This is a genomic window from Lacrimispora algidixylanolytica (genome assembly GCF_003609635.1).
GTDB classification, from domain to species: domain Bacteria; phylum Bacillota; class Clostridia; order Lachnospirales; family Lachnospiraceae; genus Lacrimispora; species Lacrimispora algidixylanolytica.
In genome coordinates, this window is record NZ_MCIA01000022.1 from 1 (window position 1) to 18,927 (window position 18,927).

General features: G+C 43.0%; 11 protein-coding genes. 10 read left to right on the forward strand and 1 reads right to left on the reverse strand.

The features are described 5' to 3' along the window. Positions 1–27 precede the first annotated feature (27 nt). Positions 28–1,359, reverse strand: a complete 1,332-nt coding sequence (locus tag BET01_RS12390) for an HD domain-containing phosphohydrolase (RefSeq protein WP_243117209.1) — start codon at positions 1,357–1,359, stop codon at positions 28–30. Positions 1,360–1,519: 160 nt separating this feature from the next. Between BET01_RS12390 and BET01_RS12395 the strand changes: the two genes are divergently transcribed. From BET01_RS12395 to BET01_RS12440, 10 genes are all read left to right on the forward strand, one after another. Continuing rightward, positions 1,520–2,215 (forward strand): DUF1961 family protein, encoded by a 696-nt coding sequence (locus BET01_RS12395; RefSeq protein WP_120197135.1) that lies wholly within the window; start codon positions 1,520–1,522, stop codon positions 2,213–2,215. Further along, on the forward strand, positions 2,209–5,286 hold the full coding sequence (locus BET01_RS12400) for a glycoside hydrolase family 2 protein (protein ID WP_120197136.1): 3,078 nt from the start codon (positions 2,209–2,211) through the stop codon (positions 5,284–5,286). Before BET01_RS12395 ends, BET01_RS12400 begins: the two co-directional genes overlap by 7 nt. Then, a complete protein-coding gene (locus BET01_RS12405) occupies positions 5,228–7,462 on the forward strand; it encodes a helix-turn-helix domain-containing protein (protein ID WP_120197137.1) in 2,235 nt (744 codons plus the stop codon). Before BET01_RS12400 ends, BET01_RS12405 begins: the two co-directional genes overlap by 59 nt. Positions 7,463–7,662: 200 nt before the next feature. Further along, positions 7,663–8,631 carry an ABC transporter permease gene (locus tag BET01_RS12410; RefSeq protein ID WP_120197138.1) on the forward strand — a complete coding sequence of 323 codons (969 nt, stop codon included), beginning with the start codon at positions 7,663–7,665 and terminating at the stop codon, positions 8,629–8,631. A 16-nt stretch (positions 8,632–8,647) separates the two neighbouring features. After that, the gene (locus BET01_RS12415) at positions 8,648–9,550 is read left to right on the forward strand and encodes a carbohydrate ABC transporter permease (RefSeq protein ID WP_120197139.1); all 903 of its coding nucleotides are present in this window, start codon (positions 8,648–8,650) and stop codon (positions 9,548–9,550) included. A 25-nt stretch (positions 9,551–9,575) separates the two neighbouring features. Next, positions 9,576–11,168: a type 2 periplasmic-binding domain-containing protein gene (locus BET01_RS12420; protein ID WP_120197140.1), complete on the forward strand. Its 1,593-nt coding sequence runs from the start codon at positions 9,576–9,578 to the stop codon at positions 11,166–11,168. Between the two features lie 102 nt (positions 11,169–11,270). Next, positions 11,271–13,907: an exo-rhamnogalacturonan lyase family protein gene (locus BET01_RS12425; RefSeq protein WP_120197161.1), complete on the forward strand. Its 2,637-nt coding sequence runs from the start codon at positions 11,271–11,273 to the stop codon at positions 13,905–13,907. 17 nt (positions 13,908–13,924) lie between these two features. Then, on the forward strand, positions 13,925–17,068 hold the full coding sequence (locus tag BET01_RS22240) for a rhamnogalacturonan lyase family protein (protein WP_120197141.1): 3,144 nt from the start codon (positions 13,925–13,927) through the stop codon (positions 17,066–17,068). A gap of 3 nt (positions 17,069–17,071) precedes the next feature. Beyond that, entirely contained in the window at positions 17,072–18,121 is a 1,050-nt protein-coding gene (locus BET01_RS12435) for a glycoside hydrolase family 88/105 protein (RefSeq protein ID WP_120197142.1), read from the forward strand. Next, positions 18,121–18,927 (forward strand): polysaccharide deacetylase family protein, encoded by an 807-nt coding sequence (locus tag BET01_RS12440; protein ID WP_120197143.1) that lies wholly within the window; start codon positions 18,121–18,123, stop codon positions 18,925–18,927. Before BET01_RS12435 ends, BET01_RS12440 begins: the two co-directional genes overlap by 1 nt.

Here is an 18,927-nt window from a genome sequence, read left to right on the forward strand (position 1 = left end):
AATCCCCCGCTGGTACCGGCCGTTTTATTACGGCCAGAGAATAGGGGATACTGGTTCCTGAATGGAAAGAGCAAATTGGATTTTCTCATGGCTGGATTTCAGCTCTAAGAATTCATCGTACTCTTTCCAGAGTCTTTCATAGATGCTTAACACCGGTCGACATCTTATCTTAGTCATTTCAAGAATCTGATCCAGATTCCAAACCGCAATATCAACAATGTCTGAATCTAAAAGTCCATCCCGTTTCATGTTCATGAGTATGGTGCGTATGCTGTCTGTTGGGAAGGCTTCTTTATAGCTTCTGGTTCCTGTAAGGGCACTTATAATATCTGCAATAGCGACCAGCCGTTCCTCTTTGGTCAAGTCCTTTGCAGTCAGGCCTTTTGGGTATCCAGAGCCGTTTAATTTCTCATGATGACGTAGGGCAATGCGGACAATGGATTCGTCGATCATGCCTCCAAATATCTCTTCCGTCCTTTCTACGTGAGTCCTCATTATAGTCATGGCCTGTTTGTCTAACTTACCTGGGAATTCTAAAATTTCAACTGGAATTGATATCTTTCCAAGGTCATGGAGTAGAGAGCCACATAAAACACGGTTCAGCTGTTCTTCGCTTAAAGATTCCAGTTTTCCAAGCTCATAGCTTATGCTGGTGGTGGTTATGGTATGGGTTACGGTGTAATGGCTTCGAAAATCAATGATAAATACAAGCATTTTCAAATATCCGGTGATCTCATCATCGGATAATGGAATCTGGGTTAAGAAGTCCGTGTATCCGTCATCCATTCGCCATTCCTCATCAATGGTGTCTTTAAAATCAAGGTTTTTTGCCAGCTTAAGTATATGAGGGGCAAAGCTAATATCCGTTCCACGATCAAGGGCTTTCAGAGTTTCTTCCCAGGTCATTTTTTCCAGAGACATGGAAACATCGATGCGGTCTGCGATGTGAATTAGTTGTGCCAAATCCTTTAGTTTATCACTTAAATGATCCTGTTTTTTAAGCAGACTCCAGCTGATATGATGAAGCAGTACGGCTGGTGCAAGTTCTCTTAGAGGGGAAAAATAATGAACAAAAAGAAAGCCGTAAAAGGAATGATTCCATACGTCCTTTGTTTCAAATTGAAGCATCCTTGATACTTCCTCAGTCTTAAATGCTCCAATGTCATGAATCTGGGCTGCAAAGCAGATATCGCGCAGCTCTTCTTGGGAATATTGGCCCGTTTCCTTAATCATTCGGTACACGATATAAGCAACATGTGTGCCATGTTCGGTCAGTCTAGTATCTATGTAACTGCAAAAGCGTCTTATGATGCCTAGAACGCTTTGATTGTTAACATTTTGGGTGTATTGCATTTGCATGCAGCTTCCTCCTCTTGGTAAATATCTTTCCTTAGTCTACCATAATAAGCAATAATTGGAAAGAAAAAAGATGGCATTTGGACGGTTGAGAATAATCACCAGTAGAGGTATAATTATACTATTATGGTAAAAAAAACCAATGGTTGGAGGGATCATTACGATGAAGGATACAGCAGGGTACATCAAACTAACGGAAGAAACATTGATCTATGACAATCCTCTTTCTAAGGAAGAGGACATCAAAGGGTTTATATTGGAGGGGAAAGCCGGAATCAGCTTTGAACATCAGGCCATGTGCCTTAAAAATGAATTGGATCGTGATATGGGGCAGCAGGCCAATTATGTGCTTTGGTGTCCAGAAGATTTTCCGGAAAATATAAAGATAACATGGGAGTTTAAGCCCATAACCGATGAAGGGCTGTGTATCCTATTTTTTGCGGCATCAGGAATTGAGGGAAAGGATTTATTTGATCCATCTCTGGCAAAGAGAACCGGGGAATATCCACAGTATCACAGTGGGGATCTAAATGCGTTTCACATCTCTTATTTTAGGAGAAAGGAAGCGGATGAAAGGGCTTTTCATACCTGTAATTTAAGGAAAAGCAAAGGCTTTCATCTGGTGGCAAATGGGGCCGATCCTATCCCTGGAGCAAGTGACTGCAAAGATTTTTACCAACTGGAGGTTTACAAATACAGGAGTCACATCCGTTTTTCCATGAATGATCTTACCATCTTTGAGTTTGATGACGATGGAAGCTTATTTGGAAAATTACTTACTAGTGGAAAAATCGGCTTTCGTCAGCTAGCACCATTGACAGCCGAATATCGGAATTTAAAGGTGTATGAGCTATGTTGATGGACTTGTCAGGAATATGGGATTTATGGATTACACCCCAGGAGAAGGGGCAAGAATTAGTTACCCAATTCTTTATAGAAGGAAATGATTTGCCCCCGGAAAGGCCAAGTCGGGAGGCCGATGGACCCATCACTCTTCCTGGTATCTTACAGGGGCAGGGATATGGGGATGAGATTCAAAAAGATACCCCATGGGTCAGTGGACTTCATGATCCTTTTTGGTATGAGAGAGAAGAGTATCAGTTTGGTCAGGAGAAGGAAGTTCTAGTTCCTTTTCTCAGTCAAGCACCAAGGCATTTTATTGGACTTGCCTGGTATGAACGGGAGATTTTAATCCCAGAGGATACAGAGGAAGAGATTTATCTACACATAGAATTGACACGCTGGCGGTCTCACGCCTGGGTGGATGGTGTGTATATGGGAAGTGACTGTTCTCTTTGCACTGCCCATGAGATTAATCTAGGAAGATTAAAAAAAGGAAGTCATCGTCTATCGGTTTTAATTGATAACCGGTTTCAGTACCCTTACCGGCCTGATGGCCATGGAGTTTCAGATGCCCTGGGCGCATCCTGGAATGGAATGGCCGGAAAGATCGTTCTGTTGAGCGGAGCTGAGATGAAAAAACGGGAAAGAGATCAAAAGGAATATGCAACAACTCATAAAAGGACCATGGAAGTGGCAGATGGGATGATTTTGGCAGACGGACGCCCGGAATACTTTCGAGGGACTCATTTTGGTGGAGATTATCCTTTGACTGGTTACCCCTATACGGACCTAGAATGGTGGAGAAACCTTATGAAGAAGGTGAAAGACTGGGGATTTAACTTTATTCGCTGTCATTCTTTGTGCCCACCGGAAGCCGCTTTTTTAGCAGCGGATGAAGAAGGAATCTATTTGCAGCCAGAGTGCGGGATGTGGAATGTATTTAATGAAGGAATTCCTATGCTTGAGGTGTTGATGGAGGAGACAAGAAGGATTCTAAAGCAGTTTGGGCATCATCCGTCTTTTGCACTCTTTTCGCCCACCAATGAGCCTTCTGGACAGTGGTATGGCCCTTTAAGACAATGGGTTAAGGAAACCAGAAGCTTTGACGATAGCCTGGGCTATGGGGGAAGACGGCTTTATACAGCCCAGTCTGGCTGGTTTTATGATGTGCCTCCAAAGGATATTATTGGAACGGATTATATCTATTTCCACCGGTCTGCCTATGGGCCGATACTAGGAGGAAATATTAGAAATCATGAAGGCTTTAAGGGAAAGGATTACCGGCCGTCTCTTGAAGGTTCAACGCTTCCTGTGATCAGTCATGAGATGGGGCAGTGGTGTGCTTATCCGGATTTTTCTGTTATTGATAAATTCACCGGGTATTTAAGGCCGGGAAATTATCAGGTGTTTCGTGAACATGCAAGGGCCAAAGGCCTATTAGAGCTGAACCAGGCATTTGTCCGGTTTTCTGGGAAGAATCAGGTCATGATGTATAAGGAAGAGTTTGAGGCCAACTTAAGGACTCCTTATTTGTATGGATATGAGATGCTGGATCTTCACGATTACATGGGACAAGGAACTGCTTTGGTAGGGGTACTTGATCCATTCTGGGACAACAAAGGGTATGCTACCCCAGAAGAATTTCGGAAATTTAATAGCAAGACGGTGATTCTTGCTCGGATCTCTTCTTATGTAATTAAGAGTACAGAACCAGTCACGATTCCTGTGGAGTTGTGCCATTTTGGAAAGGAAGATATTACAAAAGGGATTGTACGTTGGAAATTAGAAAAAGAGGGAATGGGAAGTGTATTTGAAGTGATAGAACAAGGAGAATTCCGGGAAATCACGGTTTCTGTTGGAAAGAATCTTTCGGTTGGAACTCTTAATCTGCACCTCTCCTACATAACACAAAATTCAAAGCTAAAGCTTACCATTTTCCTGGGTGAGATTGAAAATGACTGGCCTCTTTATGTATACGTTAAGAAAAAGGAAACACCAAAGGAAACGGTATTATATACTAGGAAGTGGGAAGAGGCAAAGGAAGCTCTTCTTTCTGGGGGCAGAGTGGTATATTCGCCTTATCTTTCTGATTTGGATTTTGATTGCCCGCCTCTTTCCATTCGTCCCGTATTCTGGAACAGCCAGATGGGGCCTGGGTGGTGCCGAAGCCTTGGGTTAATGATGAATTCCAAACACCCGATTTTTCGCATGTTCCCCACAGAGGAACATGGTGGCTGGCAATGGGAGGATATCTTAAGCAATTCCAGGGGCTTTTTACTTGATGGAATGCCAGAAGGCTTTGGGCCTATCATCCGTGGGATAGATGATTGGAACCGGAATCTGTCTCTGAGTCTATTAATGGAAGGAAAAGTTGGAGATGGAAAATTACTTCTTGTGACGGCCTGCCTGGAGGGGAGTTTTGAGAAACGTCCGGAGGCATACAGCCTGAAAGAAGCTCTTTTATCCTATGCAGCTTCCGAGGAGTTTGCACCACAAACACAACTGCCTCTTTCCAGCATAGAAAAGCACCTGTTTCCCAATCATCGTATGAAGGCATTGCATGCTGAGTATATACCGGAGCCAGATGCAATCGTACATGGACTTGACGCATTGAATGAAGAAAATCCCAATACATCTGTGTGGATTGAAAAGGATAATTATCCTATTTCCGTGGATATCTGCGTTGAGGAGCCAGTATTGATATGTGGGCTTCTTATGGTGCCAGATCAGAAAGACCGGATGCATCAGGGGTGTGTAAAGGATTACTCCATTGAGGTGGAAAGAGACGGTAGCTTTGAGGAAATTGCAAGGGGACAATTTATATCCTCCTTTATGACACAGAAAGTGGAATTTGATGAAGGGGTTACAACTAAAATCCTACGTTTCACCGCCTTAAGCGGTTATGGAGCAGGAGAAAGAATCGAATGGGAAGAGAGAGAAGACGGCTGGTATCAAAGGAAAGGGGAAGGAAAGGCAGCCATTCAGGCAGCAGGTTTCCACTTTATTTTAGATCAGCAGGTAGAGGGCAATGATATCGCCTACTGGAATGAGAACAGGAAGAGCAGGACAAAAGAAATTGAAGAATAATGTAAAATACGAAAACCGCCTATTTTTGCAGTTCCTTTTGTTGGTGACCGTTCCTCTTATTATTATGGGAATTGTTTCCTACTATATCTATGTAAAGGGGGAGAATTCAAAGAGCGGTCAGGCTCTTGATTCCTACTGCAACAGTGTCGCAAACGAATATGAAAATGTATTTTCCTCCATTCGGGAATATTACTTAGACAGCACCGGAAGCACCTCCATCAAGTGGCTGGTGAACCAGCAGGAAGTTCCATATTCCAATTATAAGGAATTAAAGCAAGCTCAAAACATGCTACAGGGAAATTACTTTCTCTCAAAATATATCAGCTTTTATAACTTTATTAATGTAAAAGAAGGTTGGGTCCTTAATAAATATGGAATGTATCCCCTTGAGGATTTAAAAAACTTAGATGAGGTGAAGGAGTTTCTGGCAGAACAAAAAGAAATTCCTTTGTCCTTATACTGGCTCAATCGGCTGGATACAGCCAGCCCTTATGAGGGAATGGTAAAGGAATCCGGATTTGTAGATACAGCCGGTGAACTTCTTGTTGTAAAAGAAGAATATAGCAGTGTGGGAACGGTTTATGTGTTAACGGTACGACTGGATACAGAGCGGCTGGAAAACTTATCACAGCCTTATGAGAAGATGGGATATGATGTAACGGTATTAAGCAATGGTAAAGTGCTAATGGAGACCAATCCATCTCTTACGAAGGCATATCGCACCAGAGCAGAAGATGGAAAGGTAAAAAGCGGAATCTATTCTTCTTTTGGTGGAAAGAAATTCAGGCTTAGCGTCATAGAATCAGGGGGGAATGGACTCACCTATATTACTGGGATGGACATGGCGAAGATGAACCGGGGAGGTATCCCCTTTGTGCTGGCCTCTATTGCTATCATTGCTATCTTTGGTGTAATTCTTATGTGCCTTAGAGTGGCTGCTGCCGCCTTTTCAAAGCCAGTTTTATTGCTTCAAAAGTTTGTAGATGACCAAAATACTCAGATTAGAGAGCTCTTCTTATCCAATCTTTTAAAGGGCGAATTAAGCATGGAAACGATTCAGGATACTATGAAGAAGTATGGAATGGAATCCTGGAATTCTTACAGACTGATTTCTATATCCTGCAAATTTGAGGAAAAGCAGCCTCCTGTGACCAAAGAAGAGATGGATAAAATCAACCGAGAAATACTGTTAAATCTCCCGGGAGAGGTGAGCGAAGCCTTTTTTGCATCTCCAGTGATATATGGAAATATGGCTCTTTTTATCATTGGTGAAAACGATGATCTCATGGTAGATAATAAAACTGCCCATGTATACAAACAGATCAAGGATCATGTGATGGAGCTTTATGGATATCCAATTGCTTTTGGCATCAGCCGGACCTTTCATCAGCTCACCCATACAGGCCGGGCATATGAGGAATGTTCCGAGGCTCTTCACAGCAAAAACCACGACCGAAACGAAAATGGATCCTCTTTGGTGCTTTATGATGACTATTCCCTTATGGATCCCGCAGGCAATGTATATGACATGATTATGGAAGATGAGTTGATCCATTCCGTGGACAGCTTAAATCAGGAAGAATCCAAACGGCTTTTGGAGCTGATTGTTGGCAGAATGGAGCTAAAAGGTGCCACTGGTATGGAACGCACGTTTTATATCACCAAATTACTGACTTCGGTGTTGGATATCCCGGCAAGAGCCTCTATTTCCCTTACGGATCTGTTTGGAAGTGATCAGTACAATGTACTGACCAGGGCGGCCAATGTATACGGTCAAAAAGAACTGGTATCGTTTATCATGGAAGAAATATTTAAACCTGTGATAGCAGCTCTTACAGAAACAAGACAGGCCGGCTCTTCTGATATCGTAAAAGAAGTAACCAGGATGATAAAGGAGACCAATGGGAATTTGAGTCTGAATGATTGCGCAGATACCTTAAGCTATCACCCAAATTATATCAGCCGGGTGTTAAAGAAAGAAAGGGGAGTATCATTTACGGACATGGTAAATGAAGAAAAGCTAAAGATTGCAAAATATATGTTGCTTACTTCTACAGACTCCATTGCTGATATTTCCGTTCGTTTAAATTATAATAATGTCCAGAATTTCATTCGCTTTTTTAAAAATCAGGTGGGGACAACCCCTTCTGCATATCGGAAAGAACATAAAGAATAGGATAAGCTCTGGGTATAAAATGATAATTTGATTGGACAAGCCCCGATAAAACCTTGTGATTTACAGGGGATCGGGGCTCTTTTTCTATAAAAAAACAGGTTTGATAATGATTATTTACAAAAGATGGAAGCATGATGTACGATAACCTCACTAGCGGGGATTGAAAAACGAAATTCCCAAGTTATGGAGGAGGAAAGAGAATGAGTCAGAACGCATCACCTTCTAAAGTAAGTGCGAAGGTAGGAACCTTTAAACATGCAATGTATGCTCATAAGTGGCTGTATATCATGATAATCCCTGGAGTCATATATATGATCATTTTCAGTTATTTACCAATGGGTGGACTGATTATGGCATTTCAGGATTTCAGCCCTTATAACGGAGATACCATGTTGGGGGCATTTGTTCACAGTCCTTTTGCAGGTCTGTCTATTTTTAGGAAGTTTTTCACTGGACCAGACTTTATCCAGGTTCTAACAAATACATTGTCGATTTCCATTGCCAATCTGGTTTTTTATTTTCCAGCACCCATTATTTTGGCGCTTCTGTTAAATGAAATCAAGAATGTGGCGTTTAAGAAAACGGCACAGACCATGGTATACATTCCACACTTTATTTCCATGGTTATCGTTGCAGCTTTAACCGCACAGCTATTTAGTACCACAGATGGTCTTGTACACCACTGGCTGGTAGGAATATTTGGCAGAAATCATGCACCTGATATTATGTCAAATCCTAAGCTCTTTGTATCCATGATTGTTGGCCAGAGCATGTGGAAAGAGACCGGATACGGCACCATTATATTCCTGGCTGCGCTCTCTGGCGTTGATGTCCAGCTTTATGAGGCGGCAGAGGTAGATGGAGCAAACCGTTGGCAGAAGATGTGGCACATCACCCTTCCGGCAATCCGTTCCACCATTGTAATTATGCTTATCTTACGGGTAGGTACTATCTTAAACACTGGATATGAGCAGATATTCTTGATGCAAAACTCCATGAACCGCGGAGTATCCGACGTATTTGATACTTATATCTATACGAAAGGTGTTGTAAATGGAAATTATTCCTTAGCAACGGCAGCTGGCTTGTTTAAATCCTTAGTCAGCATGATTATGGTGCTGGGAGCCAATAAGCTGGCTAAGATGTTTGGAGAATCAGGATTTTATTAAAGAGGAGGGATGCAAAATGGCAAAAACAAAACAAATTAAAATTAAAAGAAGTCCTGGAGATCAGTTTGTACAGATACTTATTTATCTGTTTGTAGGTGTCTTTGCACTGATTACCATGCTTCCATTTGTATACATCGTGGCAGGTTCCTTTGCCACAGAGCGTGAGCTTACGGAACGGGCATTCTTTCTATTTCCCCGTACCATTTCAATGAATGCATATCAGTATATTTTTAAGACTGGTGACGCAATCAAAGGATTACGTAACTCTGCTTTTGTTACAATTGTGGGCGTTATGATCAATATGACACTTTCTGCTACCCTTGCCTATCCATTATCAAGGCCGTACTTTAGGGGAAGAAAGTTCTTTACCAACATGGTCATCATCACCATGCTGTTTACTGGAGGTATGGTTCCTGCTTATATGCTGGTGGCAAATGTCCTGCATTTAAAAAATACCTTTTGGGCACTGTGGCTTCCAGGAGCCATCAACCCATTTAATATGATTATTATAAAGAACTACTTCCAGGGGCTTCCTGTAGAGCTAGAGGAAGCGGCCAGAATCGATGGGTGCAATGACGCGCAAACCTTTATTAAAATCATTTTGCCACTTTCCAAACCGGTTCTTGCAAGTGTTGCATTATTTTACGCAGTCACCCACTGGAATTCTTATTTCAATGCCATGATGTACATCTCAGACAGTTCCAAAGAGGTCATTCAGATTGTATTAAGGAGAATTATATTCCTGACCTCCAGTGTGGCAAATGACAGCGGTTTTGATTGGGGATCCTTTGGCATGCCGCCTCAGAAAGCAGTTAAGATGGCAACAACGGTAGTTGCTACCATTCCAATTCTGCTAATTTACCCATTTGTTCAGAAGTACTTTACACAGGGTGTTATGGTTGGCTCTGTAAAAGGATAAATAAAATGTTAAAAGGAGAAGTGTTATGATGAAAAAAGTATGGAAAAAAGCAATGGCAGTAACGTTAGCCGGTTCCATGGTATTACTCGCGGGGTGTGGAAGTAAGACAACAGGACAGTCCCAAGGAACAGCGTCAGGGCAGACAACGAGTGGGGAATCACAGGCAGGGGCAGAGGGTGGCATGGCAACTATTTCCGTTATGGCTCCTCAGTTTTATGGAACCGAGTTAAAGAATGACCATTCCGATGAGGTTATTAAGAAATACGAAGAGTATACCAATACCAAGGTGGAGTGGAGAAGAGAAGCCAATGATACCTATAAGGAGAAGCTTGGATTAGTTCTTATGGATAAGGATAATATGCCTATGATCGTTACTGGCAGTGGTGATTTAACAGCCAACGTGGTGGATGCAGCTAAAAGAGGTGCTTTTTGGGATTTATCGGAATTTTTAAAAGATACAGAAAGCTATCCAAACCTTTCAAAGGCTGATGCTAATGTATTAAAATCCGTGACAGTAGATGGCAAAGTAATTGCTCTATACCGTGCAAGAGAAATTGGACGCTACGGATTTTCCTACCGAACCGACTGGGCAGAAAAAGTAGGGATTACAGAGCAGCCAAAGACACCAGAAGATGTTTATAACATGCTTTATAAATTCACCTTTGAAGATCCCGATGGAAATGGCAAGGATGACACCTATGGGCTTGAGATGACCAAATACGTTGGTCCAGTGGATATCATGCAGACCTGGTTTGGAACTGGAAATAAATGGGTGGAAGAAAATGGAAAGCTGGTTCCCGTTCATCAGACAAAAGAATACAGAGAAGCCCTAAAATGGATCAAGAAGATTTATGACGACGGTCTAATCCGTAAGGACTGGGCAACCGTAGATTCTGGTACCTTTGGAGATGCATGCAAAAAGGGAGAGGCTGGCGCATTTGTTGATGTAATGGATGGCGCAAAGAGAATCTGGAACTACTATATCCAAAATGATATTAAATCTGTGGTAGATCCTACAAAAACAGCTACCATGACCTTAGTTGGACCAGTGAATGATAAGACTCTTGCAACCAGCGGTTTTAATGGCTTTTACTTAATGACTAAGGCTGGAGCAAAAACAGAAGATGATGTGAAGAAATGCCTTCACTTTTTAGATAAGATGTGTGACGATGAGATGATGGTTCTTGCTGATTACGGTCTGGAAGGTATTACATACGATAAAAATGATGCTGGTAAGATTGTGATGAGAAATACGCTGGAAGTTCAGCAGACACCAAGCGTAGGATTGAATTCCGTGATTGCTTATATTCCAAATCTAAATCCTACCAACCCAACTCTTGAGAAGCAGGAAAGCACAATTGCTCAGGAAGAAGCAATTGCAAGAAATAAAAAGGTTGCAATCTATAACCCAGCTCTTGGATATCTTGCTAACTCCGGAGTCAATGCGGAAGTTGGTACTGACATCGAACAGATCATTGATGATGCCAGAACTCAGTACATCTGTGGACAGATTGATGATGCTGGTTTTGATGCAGCAGCAAAACAGTGGTTAGACCGTGGCGGCGACAGATTGGTAAAAGAAATCAATGAATTGTATCAGCAGGATACTGCGAAGTAGTTAAAAAGTGGCGGTGCGGACTCTTTGCAGGGACTGCACCGCCTATTTTGTAAAGGAAAACAAAGGAATGGAAGCGTCCATAAGGCGCAGATGGAGGAAAAGGTGAAGCTTCATAATCTAGCGGACAGGCAGAAAACGGGTTATACCACATGGGGCTGCATGTGGCAGCAGGGCGTATGTGAAAAGGAGACTAAGTATCTCCTTAAAAATGAGGATGGAAAAACGGTTTCCATGCAGTCTAGAATCACGGCATTCTGGCCAGATGGTACGGTAAAATGGACCGCCCATACCGCATGTGCCGATGAATTAACAAACGAAATCCAGGTGCTAGTAGAGGAAACGTCTAATATAAAATTAGATAATTCTATATCTACTCTTCATGTAAAAAGGGTTGGAGCTGGCTATCTTGTAGAAGCTGGAGTCATGCAGATTCATATCCCGGGAGTTGGAGACTGTCTCTTTGATGAAATCCAGGTAAATGGGATTAAAAGGGCTGCAAAAGCCTGTCCTGTTTTACAATTGGAAAAACCCATAACCATAGGTGAGGAAAAGGGAAAGCTAGAAATCAATTATCGGGGAATGGTGGAAGAGGTTTCTTTGGAGGAACAAGGACCTTTAAGAGCGGTAATAAAATTCCGGGGGATCCATGTCTCTTCTGATGGAGATAAAAAAATCCCTTTTCTCATCCGTATGAATGTGGGACTTAACAGCCAGGATCTTACCTTTACCCATACCTTTTTATACGACGGAGAAGAGGAAACAGACTTTCTAAAAGGAATCGGCCTAAAGCTTCTAGTGCCTATGACAGGCCCCTTGTATAACCGGCATGTGATGTTTGAAGGAGATCATGGAGTCTTTCATGAAACCATGGCAGAGCTTCTTACCTGGCGCCCCAGAGTCCCAGCAGAAATATACAAGGCACAAATGATGGGAGAAAAGCTGGAATTAGAAGGTGAAAATCTAGAAGTCGTAGACCGGGTATTACAGGATATGCCTTTTTGGGATGAGTATGACCTGTGTCAGGACAGTCCCAGCCATTTTCGAATTAAGAAGAAAACCTCCACATCCAACTGCTGTTATCTGGAGGGCCTTCATGGTCAAAGAACTATGGGAGGAGCTGCCTTTGGAGGGGAAAACGGAAGTCTTCTATGTTCGATCCGGGATTTCTGGCAGACGTATCCTTCCGGTTATACCTTTGAAGGATTGACCACAGAGGAAGCAGAAGCCGCCATCTGGCTATATAGTCCTAGTGCAGAAGCCATGGATTTTAGACATTACACGGATCGAGGGTATAATCAGGTTTACTATGAGGGTTATGATTATAAAGGTGCAACACCATATGGAATTGCTTCCACCAGTGAGTATTCCATCGCATTTCATGACAGTCTCATTCCAACAGAAGATGAATTAACCAGTTTTTCAAAGGCAGTCACTTATCCTGCCCAGTACGTGGGGGAGCCAGAGTATTACCATGAGCTAAGAGCGTTTGGATACTGGTCCTTACCAGAAAGGAAGACGGAGATGGAGGTCTGGCTGGAAGATCAGCTTGACCGGGCAGTGGAGTTTTACCAAAATGAGGTGGAGCAAAGAAACTGGTATGGGCTTTTTAATTACGGAGATTTTATGCACACCTATGATCCGGAACGGCACCAGTGGCGTTATGATATGGGTGGTTATGCCTGGGACAACACAGAGTTAGTTCCTACGTTGTGGCTGTGGCTTTCCTTTCTTCGCACCGGAAAGTCAGAGATGTTTACTCTGGCAGAAAAACTGACCCGTCATGCTTCCGAGGTAGATGTATATCATATGGGAAAATATAAGGGACTTGGCTCTCGTCACAACGTACGCCACTGGGGATGCCCCTGCAAGGAAGCCCGCATTGCCATGGCAGCTCATCATCGGTATTATTACTACATGACAGGTGATTATCGTCTGGAAGATATCTTTGAAGAGTTAAAAGACAATGAGCTTACCTTTCTTACCAAGGATCCGCTGGCAGATTTTTATGACAAAGAAGAAATGGTTTATAAAAGCCATGCCAGAAGTGGACCAGACTGGTCTTCCCTTTGTGCCAATTGGCTGACCCAGTGGGAACGGTTTTTAGATGAACCGTATTTAAAGAAAATCCAGGTTGGTATGGAGGATATTAAAAAGGCACCACTAAAGCTGGTATCAGGTCCTGATTTTGAATTTGATCCAGAAACCGTTCATCTTAGGTACATTGGAGAAAATGCAGCAGGAGGAACCCATCTACAAATCTGTATGGGCGCGCCCCAGATCTTTATGGAGATGGCTGATCTAATTGGTGATGAAGAGTGGAAGCGTATGATGGCGGATTACGGAAGATTTTATTATCTTCCAAGAGAGCAGCAGGAAATAGAATCCAACGGATTAATTGGGAACAGAGAGTTCTCTCTCCCCTTTATGGCAGCAACCATGGGAGCTTATGGTGCGTGGTTTTTAAAGGATAATAAGCTTGCAAAAACCACCTGGCTCCATCTGCTTCATGCTATGGTTTGCGAAGAAAATCACAATGGATTTCAAACCATAAATCGAAGTAATAAAGGAAACCATAAGGACTTAATTGAGATTCCATGGATTAGCACAAATTTTTCGGCACAGTGGTGTCTTAATGTAATTTGTGTCTTAGAATTTATTCGGGGCGAGCTTCCTCATACCCTAATGGAAGCAGATCAACTGGTATCGGTGATGCCTAAGGACAGTTTTCGAAAAGCATAAAAAAAGAGGGGAGAATCATGATAAATATAACCGCCATTTCAAAGGAATCTGTGACCATCGCCTGGGACGTAAAAAAAGACACCAAAAAAACCAGAATCTATTGGTCGGATCGGGAGACAGAGAAAGAGAATTATCGTTTCATGGCTGAGGTAACGGGAGAAGAAATTCAGCAGTTTCAGCTCATGCGGGCCACCAATATTCCTCATTATTTCCTGGTGATTACGGAAAATCAAAAAGGGGAGAAACAAAAAGAGGCTTTTATGACTCCGGTTCATTACTACCAGGAGGAACAAATCGAAACTCTTAACCGGGGACTTGTGGCAGTAAAGGTAAGAGAGGGAATTTTCTTAAGCTGGCGTTTCTTGTTACAAGAAGTTACGGGATATGATGAAACGAAGCAAGGGCTCACCGGAGTGGGATTTATCCTATACCGGCAGGGAAAACCCCTGGCAAGAGTGTCTGAGAGCACCAATTACCTGGACCGGGAAGGAAGCCAGTCTGACCGATATCAGGTTGCACCTATATTAAATGGAAGGGAATACAAAGCCTGTGATCCTGTAGGAGTATGGGATCAGGACTATTTAGACATTCCCATAAAAAGGCCTGCTTCCGGGATCACACCAAAGGGAGAAACCTATACCTATTCTGCCAATGACATGTCAATAGGAGATGTAGACGGAGATGGGGAATACGAATACCTTGTAAAATGGGACCCGTCAAATTCCCAGGACGTTTCCCTCAAAGGTTACACCGGGCCTTGTTACATCGATTGTTATAAGCTAGACGGAACCCTTTTATGGCGCCTTGATATGGGACCGAATATCAGAGCAGGTGCCCATTACACCCAGTTTATGTGCTATGACTTTAATGGGGATGGTAAGGCAGAACTGGCCTTAAAAACTGCCCCTGGGACCCGTATGACCTTATATCAAAAAGATGGAAATGAGTTAGAGTCCTTTTATATCACCATGCCAGAAGAGGATGTGAAAAAAGGATTCAGTCATAAGGATTCCTATGTATGCAGCTCCTCCGATTATAAAGACCATCTCCTCCAGACATTCTGTAAATGGCAAGATCATCCGGAGGTAAAGAGTGGACGTTGGCCTGGAACCCTGGAAGAATGCTTTCATATTTCGCCTATGGCCTCCTATCCTCTTAATGAGGAAGATGGAGCCCGTCTGGTGGATTACTTCCTGGATGAGTATGCTCCCATGAGAAGCCCTAAAAACAAGCTTCGGGAATTCGAAGGATTTATCTATGAGGGTCCAGAATATCTAACCATGTTTACTGGAGAGGGAAGAGAGATAGAAACCATACCATTCCCCTTTGAGCGGGTAGACGACGGACTCTTATGGGGAGACTATTCCGGAAAGCGTATTGAGCCCTGCAACCGGGTAGATCGGTTTTTATCTGGAGTGGCTTACTTAGATGGGAAGCGGCCTTATCTCATTATTTGTCGGGGATATTACACCAGAGCCACCATAGCAGCCTATGAGTTTTTTGATAATCAGTTTCGCAACGTATGGTCCGTTGACAGCGGATTTGTACCAATGAATAATCCGTTTTGTGATGACCCACACGAGGGAGTAGGCACCCATCCCGTTTATGGAACCCTTGCCGGACAGGGCAATCACTCCTTATCTGTCTGTGATGTTGACGGAGATGGCTGTATGGAAATCATCTATGGAGCAGCCTGCATCAATCATGACGGAAGTCTGCTTTACAGCTCCAGGGATAAGTTGCCAGATAAAAGAGAGGCAAAGCTTGGGCATGGAGATGCCATGCATGTAGCAGATATTGACCCAGATCGTCCAGGCTTTGAGATATTTAATGTATTTGAAGGAGCCAAACAGGCGCCCTATGGTTACGCCCTTAGAGATGCCGAAAGCGGAGAAGTGATATTTGGCGAATTTGCCAATAAGGATTTAGGAAGATGTATGGTGGGAGATGTGATTCCAGAGGCAAGAGGATTGCAGTGCTGGGTCAATGGAATCGGTACGTATGACTGTCATGGGAAGCTATTAAAAAAGGAGACGCTTGGTACCAACATGTCCATTCGATGGGCTTCTGATTTAAGCACCCAGATTACAGACGGAGAAGATTACTTAAAGCAGACTCCCACTGGGGTGATCAATGACTTTACTCATAAGGTCATGTTAAATCCCTTACATACCTTTACCAATAACGGGACTAAGGGAAACCCTTGTTTGGTGGCTGATATCTTTGGAGACTTCAGGGAAGAAATTCTATTGCGGACAGAAGACAGCAGTGCCATTCGAATCTATACCAATACCCAGGTTACGGATCATAAGCTCTTTACCTTGATGCATGATACCCAGTACCGTTGTGGTGTGGCATGGCAGAACAACTGCTATAACCAACCTTGTTATCCCAAGTTTTACTATGGGTCGGATATGGACTTTAGTAGAGTGCTCCCCTATATGAAGCGCAAGCCCACTTTTTTTATTGCAGGGGATTCTACCAATCAGACTTATTGGAGCAAGGATAAGAAAACCACTGGAATAGGGGAAAAGCTTCTTTCTCATCTGGATCATGGTAACCTTTATGAGATTCATAAACAGAAGATCTCCAATTTTTCCAATGAAACCTGGTATGAAAGCAGACATATGATCGTAGACAACTGCGCGATGGCAGGACGGTCCTCTAAAAGCTTTCTAAAGGAAGGACGTCTCGATGATATAAAGACCAGAATAAAGGAAGGAGACTATCTTCTAATTCAGTTCGGGCATAACGATGCGTCCGCAAGTAAACCAGAACGTTACGTGCCTTTGTCCGAATTTTCAAGCATCCTAAACCTCTATGTAACAGCAGCAAGAGAACTGGGAGCAAAACCTATATTAATCTCCCCAGTCTGTATCTGCCCTACCAGGGAGAGCAAAGAAGGAGAGAGAGGGGAGATTGAAAAAGTTCTGCCGGAGTATGGAAAGGAGATGGAACACTTTGCAAAACGGGAGGGTATTCTCTTTGTGGATTTGTATTCTAAGACTCTTTCGTATTGTACAAAAATAGGGGAGAAAAACGCCCTGGAGCTTTACATCGAAGATCAGGTTCATCTATCCGAAAAAGGAGCCGACTGTTACGCTGGGATATTGGCAGATCATATAAAAACATATATAATGGAAACAGATATGGAGGGATAAATTATGGGGAAATTAAATTTTGATAGAGCAATCATTGTAGAGTCCATGGATCGGATCGTGGAGCGGACAAAACGAATGGATATGTCTTGGGATTGGCCTTGCGGAGTGGCTTATTATGGCATTGCAGAAGCGTATGAGATTACAAAAAAAGAGGAGTATCTGGATTTTTTAAAAGAGCGTGTGGATGAACTCATTGATCTTGGGCTACCAGTGTGGACAGTGAATACTTGTGCCATGGGACACTGTCTGATTACTCTCTATGAAGCGACTAAAGAAGAAGCTTATCTGGACATCATACGATCTAAAGTAGTGTATCTAAGAACGGATGCCCTTCGCTTTGGGGATCAGGTGCTTCAGCATACGGTATCTGCATCCAATGACTTTCCTGAACAGTGCTGGGCAGATACTCTTTTTATGGCAGCATTCTTTCTTTTAAGGGTAGGAGTCATGACAAAAGATGAGGAGCTGATCTCGGATGCCCTAAATCAGTATTACTGGCACATTCAATATCTGCAGGATGAAAAAACCGGATTATGGTATCATGGCTACAACAACATCACAAAAGATCATATGTCAGGCTTTTACTGGGGCAGAGCAAATTGCTGGGCAGCTTATACCATGAGTAAGGTAGGTCTTATTCTTCCAGAATGTTATCTATATCCTCAGTTCCTAGAAATCGTTGGCAGTTTAAATGAGCAATTATCAGCGCTTAAGTTATTGCAGACGGAGCATGGACTATGGAGAACATTACTAAATGATGAAGAATCCTATGAAGAGTTGTCTGCTTCTGCCGGGATCGCTGCGGCCATGACCTTAAAGGGAAACCCTTTACATATTAAATACATTGATAAATCTATAAAAGGAGTGCTCGCTCACGTGGCACCAGATGGCAGATTGACTGACGTATCTGGTGGAACCGCAGTGATGAAAGACCGAGATGGTTACCGGAATATATCGAAGAAGTGGATACAGGGCTGGGGTCAGGGAATGGTACTTACTTTCTTTGCAGCCGTTTTAAATTATGAAAATATCGCAGGGGACGGAGCATTATAATGGGAGCATTGAAAAACATATACACTTGCTTTCCGGGAGGAAAGCATAAGGTTCTTACCATGAGCTATGACGATGGTCGAATCGAGGATAAACGTCTGGTGGAGATATTTAACACCAACGGGATCAAAGCAACATTTCATGTGAATTCCGGCCTTACAGATCTGGAGAACCGTTTAAAGCCCGAAGAGTGGAGCGAAGTATACAAAGGCCATGAAATCTCCTGTCATACGGTGCTACACCCAACCATAGCCAGATGTCCCCTTCCCCAGGTGGCTCTCCAGGTCCTGGAAGATAGAAGAGCTTTAGAGCGGGAGGCACGGTATCCGGTTCGTGGCATGTCCTATCCAAACGGTTCCTATACCGAGAAAATTGTTGATATGCTCCCGGGGCTTGGCATTGAATATTGCAGAGTGGTTGGGAGCACGGATGACTTTGGTATGCCGGACAATTATCTAAAATGGAAATCTACTTGCCATCACAATCACAATCTTTTGGAAAACGGAGCACGCTTTGTTGAGCTTTTTAAATCACAGTATTTATACATGATGTACGTGTGGGGACACAGCTTTGAATTCCCAAGAGATAATAACTGGGAGCTGATGGAGGATTTCTGCCGCATGGTGGGAGGCAGAGATGATATTTGGTATGCCACCAATATTGAAATCGTAGATTATATGAATGCTGCTTCTTCTCTAAAATACAGCATAGATGGGGATATGGTTTATAATCCTTCGGCCACCAGCGTCTGGATCAGCGTGGATACGACTTTGATCCAGATTCCTGGTGGACAGCAGATAAGCATATAA

What these genes read in the sequence shown, in the direction of transcription:
- BET01_RS12395 (WP_120197135.1), top strand. Translation starts at nt 1,520, where the DNA reads ATGAAGGATACAGCAGGGTACATCAAACTAACGGAAGAAACATTGATC.
- BET01_RS12400 (WP_120197136.1), top strand. Translation starts at nt 2,209, where the DNA reads ATGTTGATGGACTTGTCAGGAATATGGGATTTATGGATTACACCCCAG.
- BET01_RS12410 (WP_120197138.1), top strand. Translation starts at nt 7,663, where the DNA reads ATGAGTCAGAACGCATCACCTTCTAAAGTAAGTGCGAAGGTAGGAACC.
- BET01_RS12415 (WP_120197139.1), top strand. Translation starts at nt 8,648, where the DNA reads ATGGCAAAAACAAAACAAATTAAAATTAAAAGAAGTCCTGGAGATCAG.
- BET01_RS12435 (WP_120197142.1), top strand. Translation starts at nt 17,072, where the DNA reads ATGGGGAAATTAAATTTTGATAGAGCAATCATTGTAGAGTCCATGGAT.
- BET01_RS12440 (WP_120197143.1), top strand. Translation starts at nt 18,121, where the DNA reads ATGGGAGCATTGAAAAACATATACACTTGCTTTCCGGGAGGAAAGCAT.
- BET01_RS12390 (WP_243117209.1), bottom strand. Translation starts at nt 1,359, where the DNA reads ATGCAAATGCAATACACCCAAAATGTTAACAATCAAAGCGTTCTAGGC.
- BET01_RS22240 (WP_120197141.1), top strand. Translation starts at nt 13,925, where the DNA reads ATGATAAATATAACCGCCATTTCAAAGGAATCTGTGACCATCGCCTGG.
- BET01_RS12405 (WP_120197137.1), top strand. Translation starts at nt 5,228, where the DNA reads ATGATATCGCCTACTGGAATGAGAACAGGAAGAGCAGGACAAAAGAAA.
- BET01_RS12420 (WP_120197140.1), top strand. Translation starts at nt 9,576, where the DNA reads ATGATGAAAAAAGTATGGAAAAAAGCAATGGCAGTAACGTTAGCCGGT.